Origin of the sequence: Gottfriedia acidiceleris (genome assembly GCF_004138285.1) — a bacterium.
Classification (GTDB): domain Bacteria; phylum Bacillota; class Bacilli; order Bacillales; family Bacillaceae_G; genus Gottfriedia; species Gottfriedia acidiceleris_A.
In genome coordinates, this window is sequence record NZ_SCFN01000025.1 from 14274 (window position 1) to 35224 (window position 20951).

Below are 20951 nucleotides of genomic sequence, written 5' to 3' on the forward strand. Positions count from 1 at the left end.
TATGTCTGAAGAATTTATTATTGGACGTAATCCAGTTATGGAAGCTATACGTTCAGGTCGTGATATAAATAAAATATGGGTTAGCGAAGGAGCAAATAAAGGTCAAATCCATAAACTTTTAGATTTAGCAAACCAAAACAAAGTGATTGTTCAAACAGCACCTAACAAGAAATTAGATGGAATGGTTAAAGGAAACCACCAAGGTGTAGTAGCGCAAGTAGCTGCATATGAATATGTGGAAATTGATGATTTGTTTGAAGTCGCTAGTAGTCGAAATGAACAACCGTTCTTCTTAATTCTTGATGAAATTGAGGACCCTCATAATTTAGGCTCAATTATGAGAACTGCAGATGCAGTTGGTGCTCATGGAATCATTATTCCAAAGAGAAGAGCGGTAGGTTTAACTTCAGCGGTTGCTAAAGCTTCTACTGGAGCAATAGAATACATTCCTGTAGCTCGAGTAACGAACTTAGCAAGAACTGTAGATGAATTAAAAGAAAGAGGAGTTTGGATTTTTGGTACAGATGCAAAAGGTGCTGATGACTATCGAAACATGGATGGCCAAATTTCACTTGGTTTAATTATTGGTAGCGAAGGTAAAGGCATGAGTAGGATCTTAAAGGAAAAATGTGATTTCCTAATTAAATTACCAATGGTCGGTAAAGTTACATCGTTAAATGCGTCTGTTGCGGCTAGTTTATTAATGTATGAGATACATCGTAAGAGACACCCGCTTGGATCATAAAAAGAAAGAGATTCTTATTGTAGATGGTTATAACATGATTGGAGCTTGGCCGAATCTTAGAAAACTTCGAGAAATTGACTTTGATAAATCACGTGATTATCTAATTACCCAACTTGCTGAGTATAAGGCATACACAGGGATGCATATAATTGTTGTATTTGATGCTCATTTTGTAAATGGAATCGAAAAGGTCGACAAGAATTCAAAGGTTGAAGTGATTTTCACTCGAAAAAACCAGACGGCTGATGAAAAAATTGAAAAACTTGCAATTGAGCTTCGTCATGTTAACCATCATATTTATGTTGCGACATCTGACTTTACTGAGCAATGGCAAATATTTGGACAAGGTGCACTTCGTATACCTGCAATGGAACTATATCGATCGGTTACTCAAAATAAAAAAATGATAAGCAGTCGAATTAGTGAAATACCAGATCAAAGACTGACGATTAGTAAGACTTTAAATTCGAAACAAACAGAAATTTTAGAAAAATGGCGAAGAGGGGAACGATGACTCATTGTTTCCTTCTTCTTTGTGCTGTATAATTTAATTAAATTGTATGGTCGGAGGTGCTAATTTTGAACGTTGAACAGGAATTGAAGCTAATGATAGAGTATGGACCTTTAGAAGATGAGGTAATTCTCGAATATGTTCGAGAGGGTGATCAAGAGGCACTAACATTTTTAATTCAAAAGTACCGAAATTTCGTTAAAGCAAAATCTAGGTCTTATTTCCTAATAGGAGCTGACCGTGAAGACATCATTCAAGAAGGCATGATTGGATTATACAAAGCAATTCGTGATTACAAAGAAGACAAACTTTCGTCTTTCAAGGCGTTTGCAGAATTATGCATTACAAGACAAATTATTACAGCAATTAAAACAGCAACTAGACAAAAGCACATCCCATTAAATTCTTATGTTTCATTGGACAAGCCTATTTATGATGAGGAATCTGATCGTACATTACTGGATGTTTTAACAGAAACAAAAAACATGGATCCAGAGGAACTTGTTATCAATCAAGAAGAAAATGTGGACATAGAGCTTAAAATGTCTGAATTATTAAGCGATTTAGAAAGAAAAGTATTATCACTCTATTTAGATGGTCGTTCTTACCAAGAAATATCAGAAGAGTTAAATAGACATGTGAAATCGATTGATAATGCTTTACAACGAGTGAAAAGAAAGCTTGAAAGATATATGGAAATAAGAGAACTGTCAGTTTAGTTAAATCAAAGAAACTCCTTTGTAATTCATAATAATTTATAGGATTACAAGGGTATAGAAATGAGTTTGACAGTTTATAGTTCACATGGTACATTCTTAATGGATAATTATAGATGAATTAGGTTGGTGTCACCATGAGAAAAAAAGTTGTCCTGTCGTGCGCTAATTGCAATAATAGAAATTACTCCACGATGAAGAATTCCTCTTCTGTAGAACGTTTGGAGATGAAAAAGTTTTGTAAAACGTGCAATGAGCATACTACACATAAAGAAACAAAATAAATGAAGTAAGATAAATGATAATTGCGAATGTCCTTATTCAGTATATAAACTAAAGAACATGCACTATTTTTTGGACAAGGCGGACGTTTCGTAAATCTCTAAACTAGTATATATGGGGGTTGCATCTGTGGGTCGTATCGGTAAGTTTTTTCGCGAAGTAAAAAGTGAAATGAAAAAAGTTTCATGGCCTAAACGTAAAGAATTAGTTAATTCAACAGTTACAGTATTAGCTACAGTTTTATTCTTTGTAGTATTCTTCGCTGTAATTGACACAGGACTTTCTAAACTAATTCGACTTATTCTTGAATAAGTTAAAACTAATTGTGCTATAATGAGTGATAATGTTTAAAAAAAAAGCCCGGTGACGGGTTTTTTAATTTGCAAAGAAAGTTGACCGGGGAGGGAAGGACAAGTAGTCCTCTAACATGGAAAAAAGATGGTATGTAGTTCATACTTACTCAGGATATGAGAATAAAGTAAAAGCTAATTTAGAAAAACGTGTAGAAACAATGGGAATGCAGGATAAAATTTTCCGTGTAATAGTTCCAGAAGAATCAGAAGTAGAAATGAAGAACGGTAAAGAGAAAGTAACGAAACGTAAAGTGTTTCCAGGTTATGTGTTAGTTGAACTAGTGATGACTGATGATTCTTGGTATGTAGTTCGAAATACACCGGGAGTAACTGGTTTCGTTGGCTCAGCTGGATCTGGTTCAAAACCAACCCCACTTTTAGAAGAAGAAATTACACATATTCTAAAACATATGGGTCTAGATGAACAAATAATTGATTTTGATTTAGATGTAAATGAAGTTGTTCGATTAAAAGAAGGTCCATTTGCGAATTATACTGGATCAATTAAAGAAATTGACTTCGAAAAGAAAAAAGTGACTGTGTTAGTAGAATTCTTTAATAAAGAAACACCGGTAGAACTGGATTTACATCTTGTTGAAAAATTATAATACAAGACCTTGCATTTTTAATTTGAAAATGTTAGACTTTTAAAGGTCAATATGCATCGAAAAGATGGTATTAACTTCTGTATAAGAATATGCATGCAAATGCAAAACGATATGAGTGGGAGGGTGTAAAACCCCATTACCACATCACGGACTTAAGGAGGTGTGTCTCGTGGCTAAAAAAGTAATTAAAATGGTAAAATTGCAAATTCCTGCAGGAAAAGCAAACCCAGCACCACCAGTTGGTCCTGCACTAGGACAAGCAGGTGTTAACATCATGGGATTCTGTAAAGAGTTCAACGCTCGTACAGCTGACCAAGCTGGTCTAATTATTCCTGTTGAAATCACTGTATTCGAAGATCGTTCGTTTACATTCATTACGAAAACTCCTCCTGCTGCTGTACTTCTTAAAGTAGCGGCTGGTATCGAGTCTGGTTCAGGTGAACCAAATCGTAAAAAAGTAGCAACAGTTAAACGCGATAAAGTGCGTGAGATTGCTGAACAAAAAATGCCTGACTTAAATGCTGCTTCTGTTGAAGCTGCTATGCGTATGGTAGAAGGTACTGCACGTAGTATGGGTATCGTTATTGAAGACTAATCCCATCTTCAATAAGGTGTGATTGAGGAGGTTGCGAACATCGTTTGATGTGCTTTATCGCAACCTTTATTCGTGGGAGGAAAATCCGTTAAAACCACATTAGGAGGAATAAAACATGGCTAACAAAGGTAAAAAATACCAAGAAGCTATTAAATTAGTAGATCGTACAGCTGTTTACGCAGTAAACGAAGCTGTTGATCTTGTTAAAAAGACTACAACTGTTAACTTTGATGCAACAGTTGAAGTAGCATTCCGTTTAGGAGTAGATCCAAAGAAAGCTGACCAACAAATTCGTGGTGCAGTAGTTCTTCCACACGGTACTGGTAAAGTACAACGTGTATTAGTATTCGCTAAAGGTGAAAAAGCTAAAGAAGCTGAAGCTGCTGGTGCTGATTTCGTAGGCGATGCTGACATGATTAACAAAATCCAACAAGGTTGGTTCGATTTTGATGTAGTAGTAGCAACTCCAGACATGATGGCTGAAGTTGGTAAATTAGGACGTGTATTAGGACCTAAAGGTTTAATGCCAAACCCGAAAACAGGTACAGTTACATTTGACGTAACAAAAGCTGTTAACGAAATCAAAGCTGGTAAAGTTGAATACCGTGTTGATAAAGCTGGTAACATTCACGTACCAATCGGTAAAGTATCTTTCGAAAACGAAAAGTTAGTAGAAAACTTTACAACAATCTTTGAAACTATGGTAAAAGTTAAACCTGCTGCTGCTAAAGGAACATACATGAAGAACGTAGCAATTACTTCAACTATGGGCCCTGGTATCAAAGTAGATCCAGCTAGTTTCTAAGATAAAAAACAAAGTTGACAATTCGACAAGAACTCTCTATAATGGAGATTGTCTTGCTAATTAAATAGACTACCGTAGACAGTAGGTGCTTAAGCTTAATATCCTACCGAGGTGTATAACTGATAAATTCGTGCATATACAACCTCCATGTCTTTTTTTGAAAGATTCGTGGAGGTTTTGCTATGGTTACACTTTTGCGGTATATACACTAAAATCCACAGGAGGTGTAATAAATGAGCGCAGTATTAGAAGCTAAAAAACAAGTTGTAACTGAAGTAGCTGCTAAATTACGTGATAGCAAAGCAACAGTTGTTGTTGACTACCGTGGTTTAAATGTTGCTGAAGTAACTGAATTACGTAAGCAATTACGTGAAGCTGGCGTTGAGTTCAAAGTTTACAAAAACACTTTAACTCGTCGTGCTGCTGAAGAGGCTGGCTTAGCTGGTTTAAACGAATCATTAACTGGTCCAAACGCAATCGCGTTTAGTATGGAGGATGTAATTGCTCCTGCTAAAGTAATCAACGATTTCGCTAAAAAACATGAAGCTTTAGAAATTAAAGCTGGTGTAATCGAAGGAAACGTTGCTACTGTTGAAGAAGTTAAAGCTCTTGCTGAACTTCCATCTCGCGAAGGTTTACTTTCTATGTTGCTTAGCGTGCTACAAGCACCAATCCGCAACTTCGCTCTTGCAACTAAAGCAGTTGCAGAACAAAAAGAAGAACAAGGCGCTTAATGCCAAGATCGCTTAAAATATATAATTTAAAGGTATAAACAAGGAGGAAATTAACAATGACTAAAGAACAAATCATTGAAGCAGTTAAAAACATGACTGTATTAGAATTAAATGACTTAGTAAAAGCAATCGAAGAAGAGTTCGGCGTAACTGCTGCTGCTCCTGTAGCTATGATGGGTGGCGCTGTTGAAGCTGCTGCTGAGCAAACTGAATTTGATTTAGTATTAGCTAGCCCTGGCGACCAAAAAATCAAAGTAATCAAAGTAGTTCGTGAATTAACTGGTTTAGGATTAAAAGAAGCTAAAGAATTAGTTGACAACACTCCTAAAGCAATTAAAGAAGGAATCAGCAAAGAAGAAGCTGAAGAAATGAAAGCTAAACTTGAAGAAGTTGGCGCTAACGTAGAAGTTAAGTAATTTCTAAAAGTTTTTAGAAAAGCTCGCATTTATGCGAGCTTTTTTTGTACATAAGGGGTTACTTTTGGAAAGACTGTTGATAAGTATATTTATGGAAGAAGGATTTTTTTATGGCAGATCATTATTTTACAAATCAACCGAATAGTAAAACTGATAAAAAAGTATTTTCGTTTACGCTGAGAGGTAATGATTTGAAATTCCAATCTGATTCAGGTGTTTTTTCTAGGAATGAAGTTGACTTTGGATCCCGTGTTTTAATTAACGCATTCACATTTCCAGAAGTTGAAGGTAATATTTTAGATGTTGGATGTGGGTACGGTCCGATAGGGTTATCAATCGCAAAAGATTGTACTAGTCGAATCGTTGAAATGGTCGATGTGAATTTAAGGGCGATTGAATTAGCAAAAGAAAATGCGAATGTAAATAAAATAGAAAATATAAAAATCTATGAAAGTAGCATCTATGAAAATGTAATAGGTGAATATGCGGCTATTTTAACAAATCCTCCAATTCGTGCTGGGAAAAGTGTTGTTCATGAAATTTTAAAAGGGGCTCATGATAAATTACTTTCTGGTGGAGAGTTATGGGTAGTTATACAAAAGAAGCAAGGAGCGCCATCAGCTCTTGATTTATTAAAAGAGACTTTCGACGAGGTTGAAGTAGTAAAAAAGGATAAAGGATATTATATCATAAAAAGTAAAAAAGATTGACTGTAATTTTTGCTTGTGATAGTATTATTAAATGCCAATATATATTTATTTTCAAAAATGATTTTTTGAAAGTGGGTATATTTCTATATTCTTTGGAAATGATAGTAAAATGACTGTCGTTGAGTTTAATAAATGGTTTTCATTTTGAAACCATTTTATTTTTTGTTTAACAAGTAAGGGATGTTTTCTGCTTATTTGTTACTATTTTTTTGTTTTAAATACTCTTGATTTAAGGGGTGAATATGTTGACAGGTCAACTAGTTCAATATGGACGACACCGCCAACGCAGAAGTTATGCTCGTATCAGTGAAGTTTTAGAGTTACCTAACTTAATTGAGATTCAAACAGCATCTTACCAATGGTTCTTAGATGAAGGTTTGAGAGAAATGTTCCAAGACATTTCACCAATTGAGGATTTCACAGGTAATCTATCATTAGAATTCATTGATTACAGCTTAGGTGAGCCGAAGTATGTTGTAGAAGAATCGAAAGAGCGTGACGTAAACTACGCTGCTCCACTTCGAGTGAAAGTTCGCCTATTAAATAAGGAAACTGGCGAAGTTAAGGAGCAAGACGTTTTCATGGGGGATTTCCCACTGATGACGGACACAGGCACATTCATTATTAATGGTGCTGAACGTGTAATCGTTTCACAATTAGTACGTTCTCCAAGTGTGTACTATAGTGGAAAGATCGACAAAAATGGTAAAAAAGGTTTTACGGCTACAGTTATTCCGAACCGTGGTGCTTGGTTAGAGTACGAAACGGACGCGAAGGATGTAGTTTATGTACGTATTGACCGAACAAGAAAATTACCTGTAACGGTACTACTACGTTCGCTTGGGTTTGGTACAGACCAAGAGATTCTAGACTTATTAGGCGAAAACGAATACCTACGTAATACTCTTGAAAAAGATAACACAGATAGCACTGAAAAAGCGCTTCTTGAAATCTATGAAAGATTACGTCCAGGTGAACCACCTACTGTAGAAAACGCTAAAAACCTATTAATTACTCGCTTCTTTGATCCGAAGCGTTATGACTTAGCTAGCGTTGGACGCTACAAAATAAATAAAAAATTACACATTAAAAATAGACTATTTAACCAACGTATTGCAGAAACATTAGTCGATCCAGAAACTGGTGAAATCATTGTAGAAAAAGGGACAACTCTTGATCGCCGTACGTTAGACCGTATTCTTCCATTCTTAGAAAAGAATATCGGTGAAAAAGTTGCTCACCCTGCTGGTGGTGTATTAGAAGATGAGATTACTTTACAATCTATTAAAATTTACGCTCCTGTAGAAGATGGTGAACAAGTTATTCAAGTTATTGGAAATGCAAATGTAAGCAAAAGTGTGAAAAATATTTCACCTGCTGACATCATTGCTTCAATTTCTTACTTCTTTAACCTGCTACATAACGTAGGTGACACTGACGATATTGACCATTTAGGAAATCGTCGTTTACGTTCAGTTGGTGAATTACTTCAAAACCAATTCCGTATCGGTCTATCTCGTATGGAACGTGTAGTACGTGAACGTATGTCAATTCAAGATACAAACGCAGTTACTCCACAGGCATTAATTAATATTCGCCCTGTAATTGCTTCAATTAAAGAATTCTTTGGTAGTTCACAGCTATCTCAATTCATGGACCAAACAAATCCTCTTGCTGAATTAACTCATAAACGAAGACTATCAGCACTTGGACCAGGTGGTTTAACACGTGAACGTGCTGGATTTGAAGTACGTGACGTTCATTACTCTCACTATGGTCGTATGTGTCCGATTGAAACGCCTGAGGGACCAAACATCGGATTAATTAACTCACTTTCTTCTTATGCTAAAGTAAATCAATTTGGTTTCATTGAAACTCCATATCGTCGTGTAGACCCTGAAACAGGTCGTCTAACTGATAAAATTGACTATTTAACTGCTGATGAAGAAGATAACTATGTAGTTGCCCAAGCGAATGCTCGTTTAGGTGAAGATGGTAGTTTCTTAGATGAAGATGTAGTTGCTCGTTTCCGTGGAGACAACACTGTTGTAAAACGTGAGCGTATTGACTATATGGATGTATCTCCTAAACAAGTAGTATCAGCTGCGACAGCATGTATTCCTTTCTTAGAGAACGATGACTCAAACCGTGCCCTAATGGGAGCGAACATGCAACGTCAAGCAGTACCATTATTAAACCCTGAATCTCCAATCGTAGGTACAGGTATGGAATACGTTTCAGCAAAAGACTCAGGTGCTGCAGTAATTTGTAAACACCCAGGTATCGTTGAACGTGTTGAAGCGAAAGAAGTTTGGGTACGTCGCTACTTAGAAGTAGATGGACAAAAAGTTAAAGGTGACCTTGATAAATATCGTATGTTAAAATTCGTACGTTCTAACCAAGGTACTTGTTATAACCAACGCCCAATCGTAAGTGTTGGTGACGAGGTAGTAAGAGGCGAAATTCTTGCAGATGGACCTTCAATGGAAAAAGGTGAATTAGCACTAGGACGTAACGTATTAGTAGCATTCATGACATGGGATGGTTACAACTACGAGGATGCGATCATTATGAGTCGCCGTCTTGTTAAAGAAGATGTTTACACTTCAGTTCATATTGAAGAATATGAATCAGAAGCTCGTGATACAAAATTAGGACCTGAAGAAATCACTCGTGATATTCCAAACGTTGGTGAAGATGCACTTAAAAATCTTGATGAGCGTGGAATTATCCGAATTGGTGCAGAAGTAAAAGATGGAGATTTATTAGTTGGTAAAGTAACGCCTAAAGGTGTAACTGAATTAACTGCTGAAGAACGTCTTCTACATGCAATCTTCGGTGAAAAAGCTCGTGAAGTTCGTGATACATCTTTACGTGTTCCACACGGTGGAGGCGGAATTATTCTTGATGTGAAAGTATTCACTCGTGAAAACGGTGATGAATTACCACCAGGAGTAAACCAACTTGTTCGTGTTTATATCGTTCAGAAACGTAAAATCTCTGAAGGGGATAAAATGGCTGGACGACATGGTAATAAAGGGGTTATCTCTCGTATTTTACCAGAAGAAGATATGCCATTCTTACCTGATGGAACGCCAGTTGATATCATGTTAAATCCATTAGGGGTACCTTCTCGTATGAACATCGGTCAGGTATTAGAGCTACACTTAGGTATGGCTGCAAGATATCTTGGCATTCATGTTGCTTCTCCAGTATTTGACGGAGCGCGTGAGGAAGATGTTTGGGGAACAATTGAAGAAGCTGGTATGGCACGTGATGCGAAAACTGTACTTTATGATGGACGTACAGGTGAGCCATTCGATAACCGTGTATCTGTTGGTGTCATGTATATGATTAAACTTGCACACATGGTTGACGATAAGCTTCATGCTCGTTCAACAGGACCTTACTCACTTGTAACGCAACAACCACTTGGTGGTAAAGCACAATTTGGTGGACAACGTTTTGGTGAGATGGAGGTTTGGGCACTTGAAGCATACGGTGCTGCTTACACATTACAAGAAATCTTAACAGTTAAATCTGATGACGTTGTTGGACGTGTGAAAACATATGAAGCAATCGTTAAAGGTGAAAATGTACCGGAACCAGGTGTTCCTGAATCATTCAAAGTATTAATTAAAGAATTACAGTCACTTGGTATGGATGTTAAGATGATGTCTGCTACAGACGAAGAGATTGAAATGCGTGATACTGAAGATGATGATGATCAAGCTTCAGAACATTTAGCGATGGATATTGAATACGTAAAAGAATAAGTATTATATAGGGTAAAACCTTAGGACAGAAAGGGAGGTAGGCCCCTTGATAGATGTAAATAATTTCGAGTATATGAAGATCGGACTTGCATCGCCTGACAAAATTCGCTCGTGGTCATACGGGGAAATTAAAAAACCTGAAACAATTAACTACCGTACATTAAAACCTGAAAAAGATGGTCTTTTCTGTGAACGCATTTTCGGTCCTACGAAAGATTGGGAATGTCACTGCGGAAAATATAAACGTGTACGTTATAAAGGTGTAGTTTGTGATCGTTGTGGAGTTGAAGTAACTCGTGCAAAAGTACGTCGTGAGCGTATGGGTCATATCGAATTAGCTGCACCAGTATCACATATTTGGTATTTCAAAGGTATTCCAAGCCGTATGGGACTTGTTTTAGACATGTCCCCTCGTGCTCTGGAAGAAGTAATCTACTTTGCTTCTTACGTAGTAACAGAAGCTGGAGATACTCCTTTAGAAAAGAAACAATTGCTTTCTGAGAAAGAGTTCCGTGCTTATCGTGAGCGTTACGGTCAAACTTTCCAAGCATCTATGGGTGCTGAAGCAATTAAAAAACTATTAAGCGATATCAATCTTGAAAAAGATGTTGATTCATTAAAAGAAGAGTTAAAAACTGCTCAAGGTCAACGTCGTACAAGAGCAATTAAACGTTTAGAAGTTTTAGAAGCATTCCGTAACTCTGGTAATGAGCCTTCTTGGATGATCTTAGATGTGCTACCAGTAATCCCACCTGAATTACGACCAATGGTTCAATTAGATGGTGGACGTTTTGCAACTTCTGATCTAAACGATTTATATCGTCGTGTAATTAACCGTAACAACCGTTTAAAACGTTTATTAGACCTTGGTGCACCAAGCATCATCGTACAAAACGAAAAACGTATGCTTCAAGAAGCAGTTGATGCGTTAATTGACAATGGTCGCCGTGGCCGTCCAGTTACTGGACCAGGTAACCGTCCATTAAAATCTCTTTCTCACATGCTTAAAGGTAAGCAAGGACGTTTCCGTCAAAACTTACTTGGTAAACGTGTTGACTACTCTGGCCGTTCGGTTATCGTTGTAGGACCAAACTTACAAATGTATCAATGTGGATTACCAAAAGAAATGGCAATTGAATTATTCAAGCCATTCGTGATGAAAGAATTAGTAGAGCGTGGATTAGCACATAACATTAAGTCTGCAAAACGTAAAATTGAGCGTTTACACCCTGAGATTTGGGATGTATTAGAGTCAGTTATTCGTGAGCATCCGGTGTTACTAAACCGTGCCCCAACTCTTCACAGACTTGGTATCCAAGCGTTCGAACCTACATTAGTAGAAGGCCGTGCAATCCGTCTACATCCACTTGTATGTACTGCATACAATGCCGATTTTGATGGTGACCAAATGGCTGTTCACGTACCGTTATCAAGTGAAGCACAAGCAGAAGCTCGTATCCTAATGCTTGCAGCACAAAACATCCTGAACCCGAAAGATGGTAAACCAGTAGTTACACCATCTCAAGATATGGTATTAGGTAACTATTACTTAACTCTTGAGCGTGCAGGCGCTGTCGGTGAAGGTATGGTATTTAAAGATATTAATGAAGCGTTAATTGCATACCAAAATGGTTATGTACATTTACATTCTCGAGTTGCTGTTGCAGCAAATTCTTTAAATAACGAAACATTTACTGAAGAACAAAATAATTCATTATTAATCACAACGGTTGGTAAGTTAATCTTCAATGAAATCTTGCCTACTTCGTTCCCATATATTAATGAACCTACTCAGAGTAACCTTGAGAAGGAAACTCCTCAAATGTATTTCGTGGCTAAAGGTGCGAATATTAAAGAGATTATTGAAAGTAGAGAAGAAATTGCTCCTTTCAAAAAGAAAATACTTGGAAATATCATCGCTGAAGTATTTAAACGTTTCAAAATTACTGAAACATCTAAAATGCTAGACCGCATGAAGGATCTTGGATTTAGACACTCTACTAAAGCTGGTATTACAGTTGGTGTATCCGATATCATCGTATTACCTGAGAAGCAATTAATTATTGCTGAAGCTCAAGAAAAAGTAGATAAAGTTCTAAAACAATTCCGCCGTGGTTTAATCACAGAAGATGAGCGTTATGATCGTGTAATCGCTATTTGGAGTGATGCGAAGGATGTAATTCAAGGAAAACTGATGGCTTCCCTAAATAAACGTAACCCAATCTTTATGATGAGTGACTCTGGTGCCCGTGGTAATGCATCGAACTTCACTCAGCTTGCAGGTATGCGTGGTCTGATGGCCAACCCGGCTGGACGTATTATCGAGTTACCAATCAAATCTTCATTCCGTGAAGGTCTAACGGTACTTGAATACTTCATCTCTACACACGGTGCGCGTAAAGGTCTTGCCGATACAGCACTTAAAACAGCCGATTCAGGTTACTTAACTCGTCGTCTAGTAGACGTTGCACAAGATGTAATTGTACGTCAAGATGATTGTGGTACTGACCGCGGTTTACATGTAAAAGCGATTAAAGAAGGAAACGAAATTATTGAAGGATTATACGATCGTTTAGTTGGTCGTCATTTACGTTCAACTATTCGCCACCCAGAAACTGGTGTATTACTTGCGCAAGAAAACGATTTAATTACAGAAGACTTAGCTCGTGAAATAATCGATGCAGGTATTGAAGAAGTTAATATCCGTTCTGCATTTACATGTAATACTAACCATGGAGTATGTAAAAAATGTTATGGTCGCAACTTAGCTACAGGTGCTGAGGTTGAAGTTGGTGAGGCAGTAGGTATTATCGCTGCACAATCAATCGGTGAACCAGGTACACAGTTAACGATGCGTACATTCCATACAGGTGGGGTAGCAGGAGACGATATTACTCAAGGTTTACCTCGTATTCAAGAGCTATTTGAAGCACGTAATCCTAAAGGTCAAGCGGTTATTTCTGAAATTGATGGTATTATTTCAATTTCTACTGATGCTAAAGATAAACAAGAAATTATTGTTCAAGGCTCAGTAGAATCTAGAAACTACCCAGTTCCTTATGGCGCAAGACTAAAAGTTCAAGAAGGTGAAACTATTGAACGCGGTCAAGTAATGACTGAAGGTTCAATTGATCCTAAAGAACTTCTAAAAGTAAAAGGTACAAATGCTGTTCAAGAATACTTACTACGTGAAGTACAAAAAGTATACCGTATGCAAGGGGTAGAAATTGGTGACAAGCACGTAGAGGTAATGGTACGTCAAATGCTGAAGAAAGTTCGTGTAATGGATGCAGGTGAAACTGATTTATTACCTGGTACATTATTAGAACTTCACCAGTTCACTGAAGCAAATAAAGAAGCTTTATTTGCAGGTAAACAACCAGCTACAGCACGCCCATTATTACTAGGTATTACAAAAGCATCATTAGAAACAGACTCATTCCTTTCTGCTGCATCATTCCAAGAAACAACGCGTGTATTAACAGACGCTGCGATTAAAGGAAAACGTGATGAGTTGCTAGGATTAAAAGAGAATGTTATTATAGGTAAGTTGGTTCCAGCTGGTACTGGTATGAACAGATACCGTAAAGTAGATCTTGTTAAAGATTTAACTGAATCAGTTGAAATGAACGAAGAAGTATTAGTTGAAAAATAATCTTAAAATATTTTGCAACTTGAGTTGACATCATTTGATGAAAAATGATATTATATTCAAGGTTGCTCCTAGACAATAGCACTGCTAATCTAAGCAGGTTAGATCCGGGGCTAATTTAGGAATATACAGTTAAAACTGTTTTTGTGAGAAGGAGGGCTTCTTCCTTCTTGCAAAAACTTTGTTTTCAACTTATTATGAACCACCTGGATGTGTGGTCTTATAAATATTTGAAGGGAGGAAAACTCATGCCTACTATTAACCAGTTAGTGCGTAATGGACGTACTTCTAAAGTATGGAAATCAAAATCACCAGCATTAAATAAAGGTTTCAACTCATTAAAGAAAAAATCAACTGATTTATCAGCTCCACAAAAACGTGGTGTTTGTACTCGTGTTGGTACTATGACTCCAAAGAAACCGAACTCAGCATTACGTAAATATGCTCGTGTACGTTTAACAAACCAAATCGAGGTAACTGCTTATATCCCAGGTATCGGACACAACTTACAAGAGCACAGTGTTGTTCTTATCCGTGGTGGACGTGTAAAAGATTTACCGGGGGTACGTTACCATATCGTTCGTGGTGCATTAGATACTGCAGGTGTTGACAAACGTATGCAAGGTCGTTCTAAATACGGAACTAAGAGACCAAAAGCAGCTAAGAAGTAATAAATTACAACTAGCCGAAAGGAGGAAATAACATGCCACGTAAAGGTCCTGTTGCAAAAAGAGATGTATTACCAGATCCACTTTATAATTCAAAGTTAGTTTCTCGTTTAATCAACAAAATGATGATTGACGGAAAAAGAGGAAAATCTCAAGCTATCTTATACGGAGCATTTGAATTAATCCAAGAACGTTCTGGTAAAGAACCAATGGAAGTATTCGAAGCAGCTCTTAAAAATATCATGCCAGTTCTAGAAGTAAGAGCTCGTCGTGTTGGTGGTTCTAACTACCAAGTACCAGTTGAGGTACGTCCAGAGCGTCGTACTACTCTAGGTCTACGTTGGTTAGTAAACTATGCTCGTCTTCGTGGAGAAAAAACGATGGAAGAGCGTTTAGCTAACGAAATTCTTGACGCAGCTAACAACTCAGGTTCTGCAGTTAAGAAACGTGAAGATACACATAAAATGGCAGAAGCGAACAAAGCGTTTGCTCACTACCGTTGGTAAGATTAAAAGCAATTTAGTTATTTCTGCACATAATGAATGTTGGTTAAGTCGTTCACCTATTTCTAATTTAGCTTGCTAGATTAAATAGGTGAACGTCGGATTACATAACTTAGGATCATAATTGTTCTTTGATTGTAGTGCTTGCTTAACTTAATAACATGAGGTATGTATAGGAATAACTTTTTCTTGTACTAAAAAATCCTAACTAATACTGGAAGGGAGAAAGAACCCTGATGACAAGAGAGTTCTCCTTAAATAACACTCGTAATATCGGGATCATGGCTCACATTGATGCTGGTAAAACAACAACAACTGAGCGTATCCTTTATTACACAGGTCGTATTCACAAAATTGGTGAAACTCATGAAGGAGCTTCACAAATGGACTGGATGGAGCAAGAGCAAGAACGTGGTATCACTATCACTTCTGCTGCTACAACAGCTCAGTGGAATAACCACCGTGTAAATATCATTGACACTCCAGGTCACGTAGACTTCACTGTAGAAGTTGAACGTTCACTACGTGTACTTGATGGCGCAGTAGCAGTACTTGATGCACAATCAGGTGTTGAGCCTCAAACTGAAACAGTTTGGCGTCAAGCAACTACTTACGGAGTTCCACGTGTAGTATTCGTTAACAAAATGGATAAAATCGGCGCGGATTTCTTATACTCTGTAGGTACTTTACATGATCGTTTACAAGCTAACGCACACCCAATCCAATTAGCGATGGGTGCTGAAGATAACTTCTGGGGTATTGTTGACCTAGTTGAAATGAAAGCTATTAAGTACAATAACGACTTAGGAACTGACATTGAAACTATCGAAATTCCTGAAGAATATCAAGAGCTAGCTGAAGAATACCGTGGTCGTTTAATCGAAGCGGTAGCTGAACTTGACGAAGAATTAATGATGAAATATCTTGAAGGTGAAGAAATCACAATTCCTGAATTAAAAGCTGCTATTCGTACAGCTACATGTTCAGTACAATTCTACCCAGTAGTATGTGGTTCTGCATTCAAGAACAAAGGTGTTCAATTAATGCTTGATGCAGTAATTGATTACCTACCATCTCCATTAGATGTACCAGCTATCAAAGGAACATTACCTGATACTGATGAAGAGAGAGTAGTTCCATCAAGCGATGAAGAGCCTTTCGCAGCATTAGCATTCAAAATCATGACTGATCCTTATGTTGGTAAATTAACGTTCTTCCGAGTATACTCAGGTACGTTAGAATCTGGTTCATACGTTCAAAACTCTACAAAAGGTAAGCGTGAGCGTGTAGGTCGTATCCTACAAATGCATGCTAACTCTCGTCAAGAGATTTCGAAAGTATATGCTGGAGATATCGCAGCAGCTGTAGGTCTTAAAGATACTACAACTGGTGATACTTTATGTGATGAAAAGAATCTAGTAATTCTTGAATCTATGGAATTCCCTGATCCAGTTATCTCAATTGCGATTGAGCCAAAATCTAAAGCTGACCAAGATAAAATGGGTCAAGCATTAGTAAAATTAACTGAAGAAGATCCAACATTCCGTGCACATACTGACCAAGAAACTGGTCAAGTAATCATTGCTGGTATGGGTGAGCTTCACCTTGATATCATCGTTGACCGTATGCGTCGTGAATTCAAAGTAGAAGCTAACGTAGGTGCTCCTCAAGTAGCATACCGTGAAACTTTCCGTTCTTCTGCACAAGTAGAAGGTAAATTCGTTCGTCAATCAGGTGGACGTGGACAATTCGGACACGTTTGGATTGAATTCTCACCAAACGAAGAAGGAAAAGGCTTCGAATTTGAAAACGCAATCGTTGGTGGTGTTGTTCCTCGTGAATACATCCCAGCTGTAGCTGCAGGTCTTGAAGATTCTCTTAAAAATGGTGTATTAGCTGGATTCCCTCTAATCGACATTAAAGCGAAATTATTCGATGGATCATACCATGATGTTGACTCAAACGAAATGGCGTTTAAAGTAGCTGCTTCATTAGCTCTTAAAAATGCTGTTAAGAAATGTAACCCAGTTCTACTTGAACCATTAATGAAAGTAGAAGTTGTTATCCCTGAGGAATACTTAGGAGATATCATGGGTGATATTACTTCTCGTCGTGGACGCGTTGAAGGTATGGAAGCTCGTGGTAACGCACAAGTTGTACGTGCAATGGTACCTCTTTCTGAAATGTTTGGTTATGCAACTTCATTACGTTCTAACACTCAAGGTCGTGGAACGTTCTCAATGGTATTTGACCATTACGAAGATGTACCAAAATCAATCTCAGAAGAAATTATCAAAAAATATAAAGGTGAGTAATTGATTATTTAGTTCTCATCATGTATAACTATTTATGTTAGCTACAAAGGGTGTTTCACCCTTTGTGGCATAATAATAAAACTAAAAATTAATTTTCTTAATTATAAGGAGGATTTTTACAATGGGTAAAGCTAAATTCGAACGTGTAAAACCACACGTTAACATTGGTACAATCGGACACGTTGACCATGGTAAAACTACATTAACTGCTGCTATTACAACTGTATTAGCTAAAGTAGGTGGAGCTGAAGCTCGCGCTTACGATCAAATCGACGGAGCTCCAGAAGAAAGAGAGCGTGGAATCACAATCTCTACTGCACACGTTGAGTACGAAACAGAAACTCGTCACTATGCACACGTTGACTGCCCAGGTCACGCTGACTATGTTAAAAACATGATCACTGGTGCTGCTCAAATGGACGGTGGTATCTTAGTAGTATCTGCTGCTGATGGTCCAATGCCTCAAACTCGTGAGCACATTCTTTTATCTCGTCAAGTAGGTGTACCTTACATCGTAGTATTCATGAACAAATGTGACATGGTTGACGACGAAGAATTACTTGAATTAGTTGAAATGGAAATCCGTGATCTATTATCAGAATACGAATTCCCTGGCGATGACATTCCAGTAATCAAAGGTTCTGCACTTAAAGCTCTTGAAGGAGATGCTGAGTGGGAAGCTAAAATCCATGAATTAATGGCTGAAGTTGATTCTTACATTCCAACACCAGCTCGTGAAACTGACAAGCCTTTCTTAATGCCAGTTGAGGATGTATTCTCAATCACTGGTCGTGGAACAGTTGCTACTGGTCGTGTTGAGCGTGGTATCGTTAAAGTTGGTGACGTAGTAGAAATCATCGGTCTTGTTGAAGAACCAAAATCAACTACTGTAACAGGTGTTGAAATGTTCCGTAAACTTCTTGACCAAGCAGAAGCTGGAGATAACATCGGTGCACTTCTTCGTGGGGTTGCTCGTGACGATATCCAACGTGGTCAAGTTTTAGCTAAACCAGGTTCAGTTAAACAACACACTAAGTTCAAAGCTGAAGTTTACGTTTTATCTAAAGAAGAAGGTGGACGTCACACTCCATTCTTCGCTAACTACCGTCCACAATTCTATTTCCGTACAACTGACGTAACTGGAATCATCCAATTACCAGAAGGCGTTGAAATGGTTATGCCTGGCGACAACATCGAAATGACTGTTGAGTTAATCAACGCAATCGCTGTTGAAGAAGGAACTAAGTTCTCTATCCGTGAGGGTGGACGTACTGTAGGCGCTGGCGTAGTTGCTACAATCGTTGAATAATTAAACTTAAAAGCTTAGAAGATCTTTTCTTCTAAGCTTTTTTTATAAGTCAATTGGAAATATTTAAAATATGATTTAAAACCGATTCTTGCTTGATTTTAATAATTGAAGATAATATAATAACTAGGTACTGAAGACGACGAGAACATTATTTATCTAAACTTATAACAAATGCTTGCAATAGCATTATTTTTTATGTATAATAGATGATGTTGGTCTTTGACTGCGTAGAAATGGAAGGTTGCTGATACACCCGGCCGCTTTGCCATGGCGAGTGTAAGGAAATTTCCATGGAGTATGTCTATTATTTAAATAGGCGAAAAAGGAGGGAAAATTATGGCAAAAGAAAAAATTCGTATTCGTTTAAAAGCTTATGATCACCGTATTTTAGATCAATCTGCAGAGAAAATCGTTGAAACAGCGAAACGTTCTGGTGCTTCTGTATCTGGTCCGATTCCGTTACCAACTGAGAAATCAATTTACACGATCCTTCGTGCGGTTCATAAATACAAAGATTCTCGTGAGCAATTCGAAATGCGCACTCACAAACGTTTAATCGATATCGTGAATCCAACTCCACAAACAGTTGATTCATTAATGAGACTAGATTTACCATCTGGCGTTGATATTGAAATCAAACTTTAATAAAATTATATATAAATTCAGGAGGTGTGACTTATGACTAAAGGAATCTTAGGGAAAAAGATCGGTATGACACAAGTATTTGCTGAAAACGGCGAGTTAATTCCAGTAACTGTAATCGAAGCTACTCCAAACGTGGTTTTACAAAAGAAAACTACTGAAACTGATGGCTACGAAGCTATCCAAATCGGTTTCGCTGACAAACGTGAAAAATTAGCTAACAAACCAGAAAAAGGGCACTCTGCTAAAGCAAACACTGCACCTAAGCGCTTCGTTCGTGAACTTCGCAACGCTGACGTATCAGCTTATGAAGTTGGTCAAGAAGTCAAAGTAGATATTTTTGCAAATGGTGACATCGTTGATGTAACTGGAACTTCAAAAGGTAAAGGATTCCAAGGTAGCATTAAGCGCCACGGACAATCTCGTGGACCAATGTCTCACGGGTCTCGTTACCACCGTCGTCCAGGTTCAATGGGTCCTGTTGCTCCGAACCGTGTATTCAAAAACAAAGCTTTACCTGGTCAAATGGGTGGAGAAAAAGTAACTGTACAAAACCTACAAATCGTTAAAGTTGACGTTGAACGTAACTTACTTTTAGTAAAAGGTAATGTACCAGGTTCTAAAAAATCTTACGTAACAATCCGTACTGCGGTTAAATCTAAATAATTAATTTAGAAGAAAGGAGGAAATAAAATGCCTAAAGTTACTATGTTTAATCAAACAGGTGCTCAAGTAGGAGAAATCGAATTAGCTGATGCTGTATTCGGAATCGCTCCAAACGAACATGCTTTATTTGATGCTGTAATGATGCAACGTGCATCTTTACGTCAAGGTACTCACAAAGTTAAAACACGTTCTGAAGTACGTGGTGGTGGTCGTAAACCATGGAGACAAAAAGGAACTGGCCGTGCTCGTCAAGGTTCAATCCGTTCTCCACAATGGCGTGGTGGTGGTATCGTATTCGGTCCAACTCCAAGATCATACTCTTATAAATTACCTAAAAAGGTACGTCGCTTAGCGATTAAATCTGCTTTATCTACTAAAGTATTAGAACAAAATATGTTAGTTCTAGAAGATTTAGCGTTAAACGCACCAAAAACAAAAGATATGGTTACTGTTTTAACTGGCTTATCAGTTGCTAAGAAAGTTTTAATCGTAACAGCTGATCTAAATGAAAACGTAGCTTTATCTGCTCGCAATATTCCTGGAATCACAGTTCTTGCAGCAAATGAAGTTAACGTAATCGACGTTTTACATCATGATACATTAATCATGACTAAAGCTGCGGTGGAAAAAGTAGAGGAGGTGCTTGCGTAATGAAGGATCCTCGTGATATTATCAAACGCCCAGTTATCACTGAAGCTTCTATGGAAGCAATCGCTGAAAAAAAATACACTTTTGAAGTAGATGTAAGAGCTAATAAAACTGAAGTTAAAGATGCTGTTGAAGCAATCTTCGGTGTTAAAGTAGAAAAAGTTAACGTAATGAACTACAAAGGTAAGTTTAAACGTATGGGTAAACATGCTGGTTATACAAACCGTCGTAGAAAAGCAATCGTTAAATTAACTGCTGATAGCCAAGAAATTACATTATTCGAAGGCGTTTAATACT

General features: G+C 37.6%; 21 protein-coding genes and 1 other annotated feature. All 21 genes read left to right on the forward strand.

What is annotated here, in order from left to right; all coding sequences use genetic code 11:
* Nucleotide 1: 1 nt before the first annotated feature.
* The 21 genes from rlmB to rplW all read left to right on the forward strand — a co-directional run bounded on the left by rlmB (nt 2) and on the right by rplW (nt 20947).
* Nucleotides 2–745 carry a 23S rRNA (guanosine(2251)-2'-O)-methyltransferase RlmB gene (gene rlmB / locus EP747_RS21280; RefSeq protein ID WP_129692064.1) on the forward strand — a complete coding sequence of 248 codons (744 nt, stop codon included), beginning with the start codon at nt 2–4 and terminating at the stop codon, nt 743–745.
* A gap of 34 nt (nt 746–779) precedes the next feature.
* Entirely contained in the window at nt 780–1259 is a 480-nt protein-coding gene (locus EP747_RS21285) for an NYN domain-containing protein (RefSeq protein ID WP_235832965.1), read from the forward strand.
* A gap of 65 nt (nt 1260–1324) precedes the next feature.
* Nucleotides 1325–1975, forward strand: a complete 651-nt coding sequence (sigH, locus tag EP747_RS21290; RefSeq protein WP_056467364.1) for an RNA polymerase sporulation sigma factor SigH — start codon at nt 1325–1327, stop codon at nt 1973–1975.
* 134 nt (nt 1976–2109) lie between these two features.
* Entirely contained in the window at nt 2110–2256 is a 147-nt protein-coding gene (rpmG, locus tag EP747_RS21295; RefSeq protein WP_082459366.1) for a 50S ribosomal protein L33, read from the forward strand.
* A gap of 112 nt (nt 2257–2368) precedes the next feature.
* The gene (secE, locus tag EP747_RS21300) at nt 2369–2566 is read left to right on the forward strand and encodes a preprotein translocase subunit SecE (RefSeq protein WP_235832964.1); all 198 of its coding nucleotides are present in this window, start codon (nt 2369–2371) and stop codon (nt 2564–2566) included.
* Between the two features lie 115 nt (nt 2567–2681).
* Entirely contained in the window at nt 2682–3215 is a 534-nt protein-coding gene (nusG, locus tag EP747_RS21305) for a transcription termination/antitermination protein NusG (RefSeq protein ID WP_088014615.1), read from the forward strand.
* 169 nt (nt 3216–3384) lie between these two features.
* Nucleotides 3385–3810 carry a 50S ribosomal protein L11 gene (rplK, locus tag EP747_RS21310; protein ID WP_056467373.1) on the forward strand — a complete coding sequence of 142 codons (426 nt, stop codon included), beginning with the start codon at nt 3385–3387 and terminating at the stop codon, nt 3808–3810.
* Between the two features lie 115 nt (nt 3811–3925).
* Complete coding sequence (gene rplA, locus EP747_RS21315) at nt 3926–4615, forward strand: 50S ribosomal protein L1 (RefSeq protein WP_129692066.1); 690 nt, start codon at nt 3926–3928, stop codon at nt 4613–4615.
* Between the two features lie 54 nt (nt 4616–4669).
* Nucleotides 4670–4805, forward strand: a sequence feature (ribosomal protein L10 leader region).
* A gap of 43 nt (nt 4806–4848) precedes the next feature.
* A complete protein-coding gene (gene rplJ / locus EP747_RS21320; protein WP_098428744.1) occupies nt 4849–5349 on the forward strand; it encodes a 50S ribosomal protein L10 in 501 nt (166 codons plus the stop codon).
* 56 nt (nt 5350–5405) lie between these two features.
* Nucleotides 5406–5765: a 50S ribosomal protein L7/L12 gene (gene rplL / locus EP747_RS21325; RefSeq protein ID WP_069033604.1), complete on the forward strand. Its 360-nt coding sequence runs from the start codon at nt 5406–5408 to the stop codon at nt 5763–5765.
* A gap of 110 nt (nt 5766–5875) precedes the next feature.
* Nucleotides 5876–6475: a class I SAM-dependent methyltransferase gene (locus EP747_RS21330; protein ID WP_129692067.1), complete on the forward strand. Its 600-nt coding sequence runs from the start codon at nt 5876–5878 to the stop codon at nt 6473–6475.
* 245 nt (nt 6476–6720) lie between these two features.
* Entirely contained in the window at nt 6721–10251 is a 3531-nt protein-coding gene (rpoB, locus tag EP747_RS21335) for a DNA-directed RNA polymerase subunit beta (protein WP_129692068.1), read from the forward strand.
* Between the two features lie 46 nt (nt 10252–10297).
* Complete coding sequence (gene rpoC, locus EP747_RS21340; protein WP_129692069.1) at nt 10298–13906, forward strand: DNA-directed RNA polymerase subunit beta'; 3609 nt, start codon at nt 10298–10300, stop codon at nt 13904–13906.
* 245 nt (nt 13907–14151) lie between these two features.
* A complete protein-coding gene (gene rpsL / locus EP747_RS21345; protein WP_056467392.1) occupies nt 14152–14574 on the forward strand; it encodes a 30S ribosomal protein S12 in 423 nt (140 codons plus the stop codon).
* Between the two features lie 32 nt (nt 14575–14606).
* Complete coding sequence (rpsG, locus tag EP747_RS21350) at nt 14607–15077, forward strand: 30S ribosomal protein S7 (protein ID WP_056467395.1); 471 nt, start codon at nt 14607–14609, stop codon at nt 15075–15077.
* 233 nt (nt 15078–15310) lie between these two features.
* The gene (fusA, locus tag EP747_RS21355; protein ID WP_129692070.1) at nt 15311–17389 is read left to right on the forward strand and encodes an elongation factor G; all 2079 of its coding nucleotides are present in this window, start codon (nt 15311–15313) and stop codon (nt 17387–17389) included.
* 121 nt (nt 17390–17510) lie between these two features.
* The gene (tuf, locus tag EP747_RS21360; RefSeq protein ID WP_088070810.1) at nt 17511–18698 is read left to right on the forward strand and encodes an elongation factor Tu; all 1188 of its coding nucleotides are present in this window, start codon (nt 17511–17513) and stop codon (nt 18696–18698) included.
* Between the two features lie 336 nt (nt 18699–19034).
* Nucleotides 19035–19343: a 30S ribosomal protein S10 gene (rpsJ, locus tag EP747_RS21365; RefSeq protein WP_088003795.1), complete on the forward strand. Its 309-nt coding sequence runs from the start codon at nt 19035–19037 to the stop codon at nt 19341–19343.
* Nucleotides 19344–19376: 33 nt separating this feature from the next.
* On the forward strand, nt 19377–20006 hold the full coding sequence (gene rplC, locus EP747_RS21370) for a 50S ribosomal protein L3 (protein ID WP_056467410.1): 630 nt from the start codon (nt 19377–19379) through the stop codon (nt 20004–20006).
* 27 nt (nt 20007–20033) lie between these two features.
* Entirely contained in the window at nt 20034–20657 is a 624-nt protein-coding gene (rplD, locus tag EP747_RS21375; RefSeq protein WP_129692071.1) for a 50S ribosomal protein L4, read from the forward strand.
* The gene (rplW, locus tag EP747_RS21380; RefSeq protein ID WP_056467416.1) at nt 20657–20947 is read left to right on the forward strand and encodes a 50S ribosomal protein L23; all 291 of its coding nucleotides are present in this window, start codon (nt 20657–20659) and stop codon (nt 20945–20947) included. Before rplD ends, rplW begins: the two co-directional genes overlap by 1 nt.
* Nucleotides 20948–20951 lie beyond the last annotated feature (4 nt).